At 70.1% G+C, this 13,220-nt stretch carries 10 protein-coding genes; 4 read left to right on the forward strand and 6 right to left on the reverse strand.

Going from position 1 to position 13,220, the window contains the following annotated elements:
• Positions 1-2 precede the first annotated feature (2 nt).
• From FE633_RS15715 to FE633_RS15730, 4 genes are all read right to left on the reverse strand, one after another.
• A complete protein-coding gene (locus FE633_RS15715; protein ID WP_138045761.1) occupies positions 3-1,721 on the reverse strand; it encodes an IlvD/Edd family dehydratase in 1,719 nt (572 codons plus the stop codon).
• 120 nt (positions 1,722-1,841) lie between these two features.
• Entirely contained in the window at positions 1,842-2,759 is a 918-nt protein-coding gene (locus FE633_RS15720) for an HpcH/HpaI aldolase/citrate lyase family protein (RefSeq protein WP_138045762.1), read from the reverse strand.
• A gap of 88 nt (positions 2,760-2,847) precedes the next feature.
• Positions 2,848-4,065, reverse strand: coding sequence for a CaiB/BaiF CoA transferase family protein (locus tag FE633_RS15725; RefSeq protein ID WP_138045763.1), 1,218 nt, complete (start codon positions 4,063-4,065; stop codon positions 2,848-2,850).
• 274 nt (positions 4,066-4,339) lie between these two features.
• Entirely contained in the window at positions 4,340-5,266 is a 927-nt protein-coding gene (locus FE633_RS15730; protein ID WP_138045764.1) for a LysR family transcriptional regulator, read from the reverse strand.
• Between the two features lie 177 nt (positions 5,267-5,443).
• Here FE633_RS15730 and FE633_RS15735 point away from each other — a divergent pair, with 177 nt between their 5' ends.
• Both FE633_RS15735 and FE633_RS15740 read left to right on the forward strand, forming a co-directional pair.
• Positions 5,444-6,820, forward strand: coding sequence for a CitMHS family transporter (locus FE633_RS15735; RefSeq protein WP_171059964.1), 1,377 nt, complete (start codon positions 5,444-5,446; stop codon positions 6,818-6,820).
• Between the two features lie 20 nt (positions 6,821-6,840).
• Positions 6,841-8,433 carry a CocE/NonD family hydrolase gene (locus tag FE633_RS15740; protein ID WP_171059965.1) on the forward strand — a complete coding sequence of 531 codons (1,593 nt, stop codon included), beginning with the start codon at positions 6,841-6,843 and terminating at the stop codon, positions 8,431-8,433.
• 62 nt (positions 8,434-8,495) lie between these two features.
• Here the strand turns inward: FE633_RS15740 and FE633_RS15745 are convergent, their stop codons facing one another.
• Positions 8,496-9,671, reverse strand: coding sequence for an acyl-CoA dehydrogenase family protein (locus FE633_RS15745; RefSeq protein ID WP_138045766.1), 1,176 nt, complete (start codon positions 9,669-9,671; stop codon positions 8,496-8,498).
• 98 nt (positions 9,672-9,769) lie between these two features.
• On the opposite strand from FE633_RS15745, the gene FE633_RS15750 reads away from it, so the two are divergent.
• On the forward strand, positions 9,770-10,870 hold the full coding sequence (locus tag FE633_RS15750) for an acyl-CoA dehydrogenase family protein (RefSeq protein ID WP_138045767.1): 1,101 nt from the start codon (positions 9,770-9,772) through the stop codon (positions 10,868-10,870).
• A 90-nt stretch (positions 10,871-10,960) separates the two neighbouring features.
• Positions 10,961-12,334, forward strand: a complete 1,374-nt coding sequence (locus tag FE633_RS15755) for a phosphoinositide-specific phospholipase C-related protein (RefSeq protein WP_138045768.1) — start codon at positions 10,961-10,963, stop codon at positions 12,332-12,334.
• Positions 12,335-12,386: 52 nt separating this feature from the next.
• On the opposite strand, the gene FE633_RS15760 is transcribed toward FE633_RS15755, so the two are convergent.
• Complete coding sequence (locus tag FE633_RS15760) at positions 12,387-13,097, reverse strand: dienelactone hydrolase family protein (RefSeq protein WP_138045769.1); 711 nt, start codon at positions 13,095-13,097, stop codon at positions 12,387-12,389.
• Positions 13,098-13,220 lie beyond the last annotated feature (123 nt).

Raw genomic sequence — 13,220 nt, forward strand, 5'->3', positions numbered from 1 at the left:
GGTCAGTGCGATTCACGGCTCACCACCGACCCCGAAGAACCGGTCAGAAAGTCGAGATCGGCACCGGTGTCGGCCTGCGTCACATGCTCCACGTACAGGCGTTCCCAGCCCCGCTCGGGATTCGCGAAACCGTCCACGGTCGCCTTGTTGGGCGTGCGCAGCGCCAGTTCGGAGTCGTCGACATCGAGGGTGAGCGTGCGTGCGGGAACGTCGAGAGCGATCCAGTCGCCGTCGCGTACCAGAGCGAGCGGGCCTCCGGCGGCGGCCTCCGGGGCGACATGGAGGACGACCGTTCCGTACGCCGTGCCGCTCATACGGCCGTCGCACACGCGCACCATGTCGCGTACGCCCTGCTCCAGCAGCTTGCGCGGCAGGGGCATGTTCGACACCTCGGGCATGCCGGGGTAGCCCTTTGGGCCGCAGCCGCGCAGCACGAGCACGGAGTCCGCGTCGACGGGCAGTTCCGGGTCGTCGACGCGGGCGTGGAAGTCCTCGATGCTGTCGAACACGACCGCCCGGCCGCGGTGTCGGAGAAGACCGGGCGAGGCGGCGGCGGGTTTGATGATGGCGCCGTCCGGGGCCAGATTGCCGCGCAGCACGGCGATGCCCGCGTCCGGCTGCAGAGGCGACTCGCGCGGGCGGATCACCTCGCGGTCCCAGCTCTCCGCGTCGTCGAGGAAGTCGACGAGCGGACGGCCGGTGACGGTGACCGCCGTAGGGTCGAGCAGGTCGCGGACCTCACGGAGGACCGCGAGCAGCCCGCCCGCGCGATGGAAGTCGTCCATGAGGTACGTGCCCGCCGGCAACAGGTCGACCAGGAGCGGGACATGCGAGCCGATCCGGTCGAAGTCGTCCAGCGCGAGCGGTACGCCGAGACGGCCGGCGATGGCCAGCAGATGCACGACCGCGTTGGTGGACCCGCCGGTGGCCGCGAGCGCGACGATCGCGTTGTGGAAGGAGGCGGCGGTCATGACGTCGGCGGGCGTTCGCCGCTCCGCCACGAGCTCGACGGCCAACCGCCCCGTCTCGTGGGCGGCTTCGAGCAGTCGGCTGTCGGGAGCGGGCGTTCCGGCGATGCCGGGCCGGGTCATGCCGAGCGCCTCCGCGACCACGGCCATCGTCGACGCGGTCCCCATCGTGTTGCAGTGCCCCCGGCTACGGATCATGGACGACTCGGAGCGGGTGAAGTCCTGCTGGGACAGCGTCCCCGCGCGAACCTCCTCGCTCAGCCGCCACACATCCGTCCCGCATCCGAGCGGTCTGCCGCGGAAGGTGCCGGTGAGCATCGGGCCGCCGGGCACGACGACGGCGGGCAGGCCCACCGAAGCGGCGGCCATGAGCAGCGCGGGGATCGTCTTGTCGCACCCGCCGAGGAGGACGACACCGTCGATCGGGTTGGCGCGCAGCAGTTCCTCGGCCGCCATCGCGGCCATGTTCCGCCAGAGCATGGCCGTGGGCCGCATCTGGGTCTCGCCGAGCGAGACCACCGGCAACTCCAGAGGAATGCCGCCGGATTCGTGCACGCCGTCCCGCACGGACTTCGCGACCTCGCCGAGATGGGTGTTGCAGGGGGTCAGGTCCGACGCGGTGTTCGCGATGGCGATGTGCGGTCTGCCCGAGAAGGCGTCCTGGGGAAGTCCGCGCCGCATCCACGCGCGATGGATGTAGGCGTTGCGATCCGTCCCGGCGTACCACTGTGCGCTTCGCAGTTCAGACGCCATCCATCGTCCTTCCGTCGCGCACTCGCACGGGTTCGGGTGGATCGATCACGCTAGCAATGGGAAAGGGCGCTGACCAGCGTGGTGCGGCGCGCGCCGAGCAGCATGCCGAACGGCCTCGGTCTAGTGCCCACTCCTCTCCCGCGCCTCACTCGCCCCCTGCGCGCCACTCCTCGCGTGCCGTTCCAGCACCAGGCGTGCCGTCGCGGCCATGGCCTCGTCCACCATCTGTCCCTCGAAGGACGCCGCGCCCCGTCCCTGTGTCTGGGCCTGCTCGACGGCTGCGATCAGACGGGCGTAGCGGGCGAGTTCGTCGGGGCCGGGGGAGAAGACATCGTTGATCACGGGAACGTGGGAAGGGTGGATGGCCATCATCCCCTCGTATCCGAGGGAGCGGTTCTGTTCGGCGAAGGCGCGCAGGCCGGCGAGGTCCGCGAGGTTGGTCCACAGCCCGGTGACGGGGTGGGGCGATCCGGCCGCGCGGACGTCCAGCAGGACGCGCGAGCGCAGTGCGAGGGTTTCCGTTCCTTCGGGGGTCCACCGATAGCCGACCGCACGTTCGACGTCGCCGCCGGGCGCCGTGAGGGCACCCGGATACGCGATCCGTGCGGCGGCCGACGCGATCTGATGGGCCTCGCGCAGTCCACGAGCCGTCTCCAGCAGAGGTACGAGCACCAACTGCCCCCGGGGCAGGCCCTGTTCGTCCTCACACCAGGTGAGCAACCGGTCGGCGAGACGTACGTCCTGGACGCAGCCCACCTTGGGCAGGACGATGCCGGCCAGTCCGGGGCGGGCGACCGCGCGCAGTTCCTCGGCGCCCGTCCAGCTGTCGAGCGGGTTGATCCGGACGAACAGTGCCATGCCCCCCCGCGGGTCCGTGGCGGCGTCTGCGACGGCCTCCACCACCCGCGCGCGGGCTGAGGCCTTGTCCTGCCGGGGCACCGCGTCCTCGAGGTCGAGGATGGCGGCATCGGCGCCTGCCGCCCGCGCCTTCGGCAGCCATTCCGTTCTGTTCGCCGGCACGAAGAGCAGCGAGCGCAAGGGGCGCGGGGGACGCGGAGGGCTCGGAGGGCGGCTCGGAGAGCGCGGGGAGGGCAGTGGCGGCCGTCCCGTCGCACCGTCGCCCGGTTTACACGACACCTCGCTCCTCGAGGTCGGTGAGTTCCTTCTCGTCGAGGCCGAGCCAGTCGCGGTAGACGAGGCTGTTGTCCTGGCCGAGTGCGGGTCCGGTGCGCCAGACGCGCCCCGGGTTCCGGTGGAAGTGCGGGATGACCCCCTGCATACGTACGGGGCCGAGATCGGGGTCGTCGACGGTGACGATGTCGCCGCGTTCGGCGTAGACGGGGTCTTCGGCGATGTCCGCGGCGCTGAACACCCGTGAGGCCACCACCTCGTTGCGGGCGAACTCCGACAGGCACTCGGCGGTCGAGTGGCCCGCCACCCAGGCGCGCAGCCCCTCGTCCAGCTCGCCGCGCCGGGCGTGCTGCTGCTGAGTCGTGGCGAACTCCTCGTCGGGAAGCCCGAGCAGGCGGGCCACGTTGCGTACCGAGCGCGGCGTCGCGGAGGTCACCGTGATCCATTCGCCGTCACGGGAACGGTAGGTGTTGATCACCGCCGCGGGGGCGACCGCCAGCTGGTTGCCGGCGCGTTCGGGCACCGTCCCCAGCTGGTCGTGCACGATGACCTGCCACTCCACGAGCCGGAACAGGGGCTCGAAGAGCGCGAGGTCGATCCATTCGCCCTCGAAGTCGGGCTCTCGCTCGCGCCGGTGGAGAGCGGCGAGCACGGCGTAGGCGCCCATCAGGCCGGTCACGGCGTCGCCGTGGGAGAAGCCGGTGTGGACAGGCGGGCCGTCGGGGAAACCGGTCAGATGGACGACCCCGCTGCGGGCCTCGCCCATCTTGCCGAAGCCGGGGGCGTCGGCCTGCGAGGAGGTCGCGCCGAAGCCGGATATCTGCAGGAGGACCGCCTTCGGGTTGATCCGGTGCACCGCTTCCCAGTCGAGTCCCCAGCTGCGCAGGCGTCCGGCGCGCAGCGTGACGATCACGACGTCCGCCCAGGCGACGAGCCGGTGGGCGATGGCCCGGCCGGCCTCGTGATGCAGATCCAGGGTGATGGACCGCTTGTTGCGCCCGGCGACCTTGAACCACAAGGGGACGCCGTCCCGTTGCGGTCCCATCGCGCGCGCGGCGTCCCCGTTGCCGGGCGGCTCGACGTGGACGACGTCGGCGCCCTGGTCGGCGAGCATCGAACCGGCCAGCGGTCCGGCCACCACATGGGCGAACTCGACGACTTTCAGCCCCCGCAACTGCCCCTGTCCGCCGGTGTCCCGCTCCTCATCCGACACCGTTGCACTCCCTCGCCATCCACGCTCTCCCTCGTTCGGTGACGTACCGCGCCCGGGATCTCAGCGTGCCGAAGCGGAGAAATGCCTGTCCAGCAAAGGAAGCCGATCAATCCATGCGGCTTGCGCATGAATCGGGGTTCTTTCGCCCCCGCCGCCCCTACCCGTCCCATCCCTGGGGGCTGCGCCCCCAGACCCCCGATCCCCGGTTGTTTCTCGGCTGCGAGTTGTGTGTGGCTGGTTGCGCAGTTCCCCGCGCCCCTTACAGGGGCGCGGGTTACTCGGACCATGCGACCCCGTCCGGCAATTCGTGCCCCTGGACGCGCAACTCGTCCAGCGTCTCCAGGAGGCGGTGGGCCGCTAGTGGCAGGGTGCGGCGGGCCCGTAGGGCGATGTCCAGGCGGCGGTCGACCACGGGGCCCACGAGATCACGGCAGACGACCTGACCCGTACCGGTGAGGGGCAGCACCAGAGCGGGCAGGGCGGAGACTCCCAGGCCCGCCGCCACCAGTCCGCCCACGGTGGCGATGCTGCCGGCCTCGGCCGCCGGTTCCTCGTGTGCGTCGACCTGGGCGAAGGCGGCATCGGTGAGTCTGCGGACGCTCGAGTCGCGCCCGACGGCGAGGAAGGGCTCGCGGGCCAAGTCCTCCCAGGACACCTCGGTGCGCTCGGTGAGTGGATGGTGGGTCGGCAGTACCGCGACGAACCGGTCCCGCACCAGCGGGCGTTGCTCCAGCTGGACCGACGACTTGCCGACCGTGGTGATCGCGAAGTCGGCGTCGCCGGACAGGACCCTGTCCAGCACCGACCGTTCCAGGCCGTCGAGGATGCGGACCGTCACGTGCGGACGCCCCGTACGGAACCGGGAGATCACCTGCGGCAGCAGCACGGCGGCGACGGACGGCAGGGTGGCCACCGCGACCGTGCCCGACTCGCCGAGCAGGAACCGCCGGAGTTCCTTCATGCCCGCTCGATGGGCGTTCACGATCTGCTCGGCTATCCGCAGCGCCTCGACGCCCGCAGCGGTCAACTGAACGTTGCGCGTGTCACGTTCGAGCAACTGCGCGCCGAGCAGCCGCTCCAGATCCGCGACGGCACGGCTGAGCGACGACTGCGACACGTGCATCTCCGCCGCGGCGGCGGTGAAGCTCGCCGCCCGGGCGACGGCCGCGTAGGCCGTCAGTTGGCGCAAGGTGGCATCCATGGCCGGAGGATAGGCACACCCTCCGGCATTGATGCTGAGATCGCATGAGTTGATCCCGGTTCGATGCTGGACACCGATCTGTCACGGCTCGGAAACTCTCCCGCGACACCGGTGCTCCAGGCCGGACTTCTGTTCCTTGCCGCCAGGAGCCGTTCCCCGAGAAAGCGAGCCGACGCCATGCTGGCAGCCCTGGGCTATTCCACGATCGGCCTCTTCTTGTTGCTGACCATGACGAGGCGTGTCTCGGTTCTGGTCGCCCTGGTCCTGCTTCCGGTGCTGGCGGCGCTGGTCGGCGGCTTCGGGGACGAGCTGGGCGAGCTCGTCCTCGAGGGGCTGACCACCGTGGCCCCCACGGGCATCATGATCGCCTTCGCCGTCCTGTACTTCAGCCTCATGGTGGACGCGGGTCTCTTCGATCCGTTGATCCGCGGCATCCTGCGCGTGGTCCGCAACGACCCGTTGCGCATCACGGTCGGCACAGCCGTCCTCACGATGTGCGTGGCACTGGACGGTGACGGTGCCTCGACGTTCCTCATCACCGTCTCCGCTCTGCTGCCGGTCTACAAGCGACTCGGCATGAGCCCGCTGGTGCTGTCCGGGGTCGTCTGCCTCGGTGCGGGAGTCATGAACATGATTCCCTGGGGCGGCCCGACCGTACGAGCCATGGCGGCGCTGAAACTGGAGAGTTCCGAGGTCTTCACGCCGGTCCTGCCGGCGATGGCTTTCGGCATCGTCTGGGTGCTGGTGGCCTCGTACCTGATCGGCCGTCGGGAGCGCCGCCGCCTGGGCATGCTCGACCCGCGGGGCCACGGCCTCACGGAGGATCGTGGCGGGGACGACATCGTCGACGAGAAGGCACCGCAGGCGCGGCCCGCGGCCGCGGGGGAGGGGCCGGGAACCCTCCGGATACCGGCCCCCGTCGCTCCCTCCGCCCGTGCCTGGTTGACCGTGTTCAACCTGGTGCTCACCATCGCCCTCGTCGTCGGTCTGATCCTCGAAGTGATGCCGCTGCCCGTGCTGTTCGTGCTCGGGTTCGCCGTCGCCATGCTGGTCAACCACCCCACCTGGGAGCAGCAGCAGGCGCTGCTGGACAAGCACGCCAAGAGCGTGGTCCTGGTCACCACGATGATCTTCGCCGCCGGCGTCCTCACGGGAGTCCTCACCGGCACCAAGATGATCGACTCCATGGCCGAGGCGCTCGTCTCCGTCATCCCCGACTCGCTCGGCGGACATCTGCCCGTCCTGGTGGCCCTCACGTCCATGCCGCTCAGCCTGGTCTTCACCCCGGACGCCTACTACTTCGGCGTACTCCCCGTCCTCGGCCACACCGCCGACGGCTTCGGAGTTCCCCCGGCCGAGGTCGCCAGGGCCGCCATCCTCGGCCAGATGACCACCGGATTCCCGCTCAGCCCGCTCACCGCGTCCACGTTCATCCTGGTCGGCATGAGCGGTGTGCAACTCGGCGAGCACCAGCGCTTCATCTTCCGCTGGGCCTTCGCCACCACCCTCGTCATGACCGTCGGCGCACTCGTCACCGGCGCCTTCTCCCTCTGACACAGCACCCAGGAGCGACCATGCGTGCACCACGAGAGAGCCGGCAGCCGGCACCGCTGTCCCGGCGGGCCATGTGTTCCCTGGCTCTCGCGGCGCCCCTGACCGCCGCACTGCCGTTCCCCGCGTTCCCCGCGTCCTCCGCCGACGCCGTCGGCGAGCCCGGACTCCTGCCCGACCCGTTCTTCTCCTACAGCCGTCCGGCGCGGTATGAGGTCGTACGCGAGGACGTGATGGTGCCTCTCCGTGACGGCGGCCACCTGGCAGGCCAGTTGTACCGACCGGGAACGTCCGCGACCCTGCCCGCCACCGGCACCTTCCCCGGCATCGTGTACGAGTACACCGCGTACGCCGACTCTGCCGAGACCTTCGGTGCCGGTGCCGCGTACTTCGTGCGCCGTGGCTACATCGCCCTCGTGTGCCAGGTCAGAGGATCCGGTCAATCGCCGGGCACCGTCGACCCGTTCGGCCCGCAGGAGCAGCGCGACAACTACGACGTCATCGAGTGGCTCGCCCGCCACCCCGCCTCCACCGGCCGCATCGGACAGATGGGCGTGAGCTACGGCGGTCACACCACCCTCCTGGCCGCGGTGAACCGGCCGCCACACCTGAAGGCCGTCATCCCGGTCAACGCGCTTCACGACTGGTACGAGAACACCATCTACCGGGGCGGCATCTACTCACCGCGCATCCGTGAATGGCAGCAGACGGTGGCACCGGACACACTCCGCACCTACGCCGAGCACCCGCTCTACGACGACTACTGGCGGGCCCGCAGCGTCATGTCCCGCTGGGAGAACCTCACCGTCCCCACGCTGGAGATCAACGGCTGGTACGACCGCTACCGCGACGGCATGGTCAAGAACTACCGAGCCCGCCCCCACAACGTATGGCTCGTATCGGGCCCCTGGGAACACGGCTCACCCGAAGGCCAGTACGCGGGCATCGGCAGCGGCGCCTACCTCGCCTGGTGGGACCACTGGCTGGCCCGCAACCGTGACGCGCCGCTGCCGGCCACCCACGTCACCTCCTACGAAGTGCCCGGCCCCGGAGCGGGGAGGGGCTGGCAGCGGTTCGAGCAGTGGCCCCCGCGCGACGCACGGGCACTCACCCTCCGGCTCGGGGCGAACGGAACGCTGCGCCCCGGAGCAACAGCCCCCGGCGTGGCGGCGTTCGATGTCAACACCGGCACGACACCCCCGGCGGAGCACCAACAACTGCGCTTCACCACACCGCCGTTGCGCCACGACCTGGTGCTCGCCGGAGACGGCCTGGCCGACATCCGGGCCTCGTTCACCGCCCCCGACGGAAACATCGCGGCAGTGCTGTACGACCAGGCTCCCGACGGCACCAGCACACGGATCACGGAAGGCTGGCTCAAGGCGAGCCACCGTGCCACCCACACTCGGCTCTTTCCGGTGGAACCAGGCACCGACTACGCACTCGGCGTGCACATCTGGCCGGTCCACTACCGACTGTCCGCGGGCCACCGGCTGGTGCTGCGCATCTCCAGCGACGACTACCCGCAGATCGACTCCGACGTGCCCGCGGGCCGGGTCGGCGTGAGGACCGGCGCGGGCGGTTCCACCTTGCGCCTCACGGTCAGGACGGTCTGAGTGGCGAGTGGGGGCCGAGCAGGGAGTGGTGCCTCAGTGCCGAGTACGGTCCGAGCGGCGAGTTACGGGCGGGGCTCCTTCGGTAGCCCGAGGACGCGCTCGGCGATGATGGTGCGCTGGATCTCGTTCGATCCGGCGTAGATGGTGTCGGCACGGGAGAAGAGGAACAACCGCTGCCAGTCGGTCAGGTCGTACGGCTCGCCCGCGGCCGCCATGCCGGCGGCGCCGCAGACGTCCATGGCGAGTTCGCCGAGTTGACGGTGCCAGGTCGCCCAGAAGATCTTTCCGATCGACGCCTCGGGCCCCGGTGCTCCGGCGGCCACCCCGTCGAGCATGCGCAGCGCGTTGCAGCGGATGATCTCCAGTCCGGTCCAGGCCCGGGCGATGCGGTCCCGGATCAGTGGGTCCGCGGCGGCGCCGTTGCCCTTGGCCAGTTCGATGACCGCCTCCAACTCACGTCGGAAACCGACCTGTTGGCCGAGCGTGGACACCCCTCGCTCGAAGCCCAGGGTGGCCATCGCCACCTTCCAGCCCTCGCCCGGTGCACCGACCACATGGGAGGTGTGGGTGCGGGCTCCGTCGAAGAACACCTCGTTGAACTCGGAGGTGCCCGTCAGCTGGGTGATCGGCCGGATGTCGACACCGGGCTGGTCCAGGGGGACCAGGAGGTACGACAGACCGGCATGGCGTGCGGAACCAGGCGTCCGCGGCTCGGTGCGCGCGAGCACGAAGCACCAGTTGGACTCCTGGGCGAGTGAGGTCCAGATCTTCTGGCCGGTGACCACCCAGCGATCACCGTCGAGTTCGGCCCGGGTCCGTACGTTCGCCAGGTCCGAGCCTGCCTCCGGTTCGCTGTAACCCTGGCACCACAACTCCTCGACGGTGACGATCGGCGGAAGGAAGCGCTCGCGCTGCTCCGGCGTGCCGAAGGCCATCAGGGTGGGGCCGAGGAGCTGCTCGCCGAGGTGCCCCACCCGGGCGGGGGCGTCGGCGAGGGCGTACTCCTCGTGGAAGGCGACCTGCTGCTCCAGAGTCGCGCCACGGCCGCCGTACTCCTTCGGCCAGCCGACGCACGTCCATCCCGCGGCCGCCATGTGCCTCTCCCAGGCGAGGCGTTCGGCGAAGGCCTCGTGTTCCCGCCCGGGGCCGCCGCGCCCGCGCAGCCCCGCGAACTCGCCGGTCAGATGGGAGCGCAACCAGGCCCGGAACTCGGCACGGAACTCCTCGACGCTGCTCATGGGCGGCTCTCCGTACGGCTGTTGGCGTCCTCGACGGCCGATGTCCCGCACGATAACCTACCAAACAATTGTTTGGGAAGGAGAGGTTGGGGGAGCGGGTGAGGCTGACGAAGGAACAGGAAGAGCTGCGGTCCGCCGTGCGATCGGTCCTGGACCGGCACGAGGGTGCGACGGCCTGGCGTCACCTGACGCGGCAGATCGGCATCGCGGGTCTCGCCGTCCCCGAGGAGTACGGTGGCGCCGGGTGCGGAGCCCGTGAAGTCCATGTCGTGATGGAGGAGTTGGGGCGCAGGCTGAGCTCCGTTCCGTACCTCGGATCCGCGGTACTGACGATCCAGGCCCTCCTCGCCTCCGGCGACGAACCGGCCTGCGTGCGGCTGCTCCCGCCACTCGCCGGAGGCGGCGCGGTGGGGACCCTGGCGTGGGCCGAGAGCGGTTCCTGGGACCCGACGGCCATCCGCACCGAGGCGACCCCGGGACCGCGTGCGGTATGGCGGATCACGGGTACGAAGGAACACGTGCTGTACGGGAAGATGTCCGAGGGCCAAGCGGAGGCCGAGTCCGATGTGCTGCTCGTGGCCGCACGGACGGCGCGGGGGGTCTCGTTGTTCCATGTCGCCACCGATGATCCGGGGGTACGCCACCGGCCGACGGTCACCATGGATCAGACCCGCCCTCAGGCGCGCCTGGTCTTCCAGGAAGCCGAGGGCCGGATCGTGGGCCGTGAAGGCGACGGCGGGCGCATCCTCGGGCATGTGCTGGACTTCGCCTGCACGGCACTTGCCGCCGAGCAGGTTGGCGCCGCCGAGCGGTGCCTGGAGGTCACGGTCGCCTACGCCAAAGAGCGGGTCCAGTTCGGTCGCCCCATCGGCTCCTTCCAGGCGGTGAAGCACCGGCTCGCGGACGCCTACGTACGGGTGGAGGCGGCACGCTCGGCAGCACTGGGTGCCGCCTTCGCAGTCGACGAGGGTTCAGTGGAGGTGACCCGCCGCGCCGCTGCCGCCAAGTCCGCCTGCTCGGAGGCCTTTTCGTCGGTCGCGGGCGAGATGATCCAACTGCACGGCGGTATCGGCATCACCTGGGAGCACGACGCCCACCGCTACTTCAAACGAGCCCATGGCTCGGCCCATCTCTTCGGCTCACCGGCCTGGCACCGGGGCCGACTCGCGGCCGATCTGGGGCTGACCGCGGCTCGATAACATCCGCGAGATGTCGAACGCCAACTGCGCGGCCGCGCAGCGGAATTGACCCGGTTCGTGGCCGCATCCCCGTGCAGCGGAAGGGAAACCATGCTCCGGACGCACCGCCCCCTGCTCGCCGCCATCGCCGCCGGTGCGGCGCTGGCCACCGTCTTCATCGCCCCCTCGCCCGCGCTCTCCGCGGAGGTCCCCGCCGCCGGCGCGTACTACGTACAGAGCGTGACCACGGGGCTGAACGCCGCCGACAGTGGGGGAGCGGTCGTCCAGCGCAACCCCAAGGGCAACGAGGACCACCAGCAGTGGACGCTGCGCCCGAGCGGCACGGCGTACGTGCTGGAGAGCACCGACACGGCGGGCAGCTGCCTGGGCCGCTCCGGAAACCAGGCCAGAACCGTGGCCTGCGCCGGCGCCGATGCCGCGTGGGAGGTGCGGCCGGCCGGCGCCGACCAGTACACGCTCAAAGTGCCCGGGGCCGACCGGTACTTGACGGTGAGTGCGAAGCCCTCCGGCGCCAACTACCCCGCTCAGCTCGTCCTGGGCTCCGCCGGAGGCCTGGCCGCCTGGTATCTCACCCCGGTGGCCTCCCCGACCAGCCCGATACCGTCCCCGGACCAACGCACCCTGGACCAGGTCACGTTCCTCACGGCCCACAACGCCTACGCGAACGGCGTCGACGGCGGCTTCGCCCCGCCCTTCGTGAACCTGGTGCCGAACCAGAGCCGAGGCATCAATCAGCAACTCACCGACGGCGTACGCGGTTTCATGATGGACATCCACCAGACCTCGGACGGCGCGATTCTGTGCCACAACAGCTGCACGCTCGTCAGCAGACCGGTCGCACTGTGGGTGGATGTGCAGCGCATGGTGGACTTCCTGAAAGAGAACCCGGGTGAGTTCATCACCGTATTCCTGGAGGACTACGTCGATCCGGGTGTCCTGCGCAGCGAGCTCGCCCGGGTCAGCGGCCTGTCCGACGTGCTCTACCGCCCCGACCGGACGGGCGTTCGCGCCAACGGCTGGCCCCGCATGGCGGACCTGATCGCCGAGAACGACCGCCTGCTCCTCTTCACCGACCACAGCCGATCCGCCGACCAGGCCGCCGGGCTCACCCGCGACAGCTTCGGAGTGATGTACCAGCGAGAGTGGACGGTCGAGAACTACTGGTCCATGGGATCGGGCGTCGGCAGCTCCGACTGGTCCTGCTACAGCCGCTGGTACGACGCCGGCACGAACATCCCGCTGACCCGCACCGAGCCGTCCTTCCGCCCGCTCTTCGTCATGAACCACTTCCGCGACGCCGCGATCGCGTCCACCGCCGCCACCGACAACACCAAACTCACCGACCGGGCCCAGCGCTTCTGCCAGCCGGCCGCCCGCAAGAAGCCCAACTTCCTTGCGGTGGACCGCTATGACCTCGGTTCTGCTTCATCGGCGGTGACCACCTTGAACACGTACACCTACTGAGGAAGTTCAGCTCAGCGTGCCCGCTCAGCTCACCGCGCTCGGCTCACCGTGCTCAGCTCAGTTGTGCGCGCAGGAAGTCGACGGTGCTGCGCCAGGCCAGGGCCGAGGACTCGGGGTCGTGGACCTCGGGACGGCCGTCGTTGAAGAAGGCGTGGTCGGCGGGGTAGAGGCGGAAGTCCGGGGTGATACCGGACTGCTGCTCGATCGCGGTGCGGAGGGTGGCGATGCTGTCGGCCGGAATCGCGGCGTCGCGCTCCCCGAAGTGGCCGAGAACCTGGGCCTTGAGTTCGGAGAAGTCAGGTACCTCGCCCTGGATGACACCGTAGAAGGGGACCGCCGCGCGGACGCGCGGGTCGACGGCGGACTGGTAGAGGACGAAGCCGCCACCCATGCAGAAGCCGACCGAGCCGATGGTCTGCGAGGTCACCTCGGGAAGCGCCAGCAGGTGGTCGACGGCCCCGGAGAGCAGCTCGACACCGCGAGGGACCGGCAGATCCTTCATCATGCGGAACGCCTCGGTGCTGTCGTGCGCGACATTCCCGCCGTACAGATCGGGAGCGAGCGCCACGAAGCCTTCCCCCGCCAGACGGTCGGCGACATCCGCGATGTGGTCGGTCAGGCCCCACCACTCCTGGATGACGAGCACACCCGGCCCCTGCCCGGAACTCGGCAGCGCCAGATAGCCGTGCGCGGTGGTCCCGCCGCTGGGGAAGGTCACGTTCTGACGGGCGGGGGCCCCGGTCGACCTGGGCGTCTCGGACATGGCACGTCACTCCTGTCACTCGATCTTGGCTCCAGCATGCCGGAGGCGGCCGAAGCGCCGGCAGGCACCCCCGCCGGCGAAGTGCCGCGGTCGGCCGAGGCTGCGTACAGCTTCGGCCGACCG

It is taken from the genome of Streptomyces montanus (genome assembly GCF_005786655.1).
Lineage (GTDB): Bacteria > Actinomycetota > Actinomycetes > Streptomycetales > Streptomycetaceae > Streptomyces > Streptomyces sporangiiformans.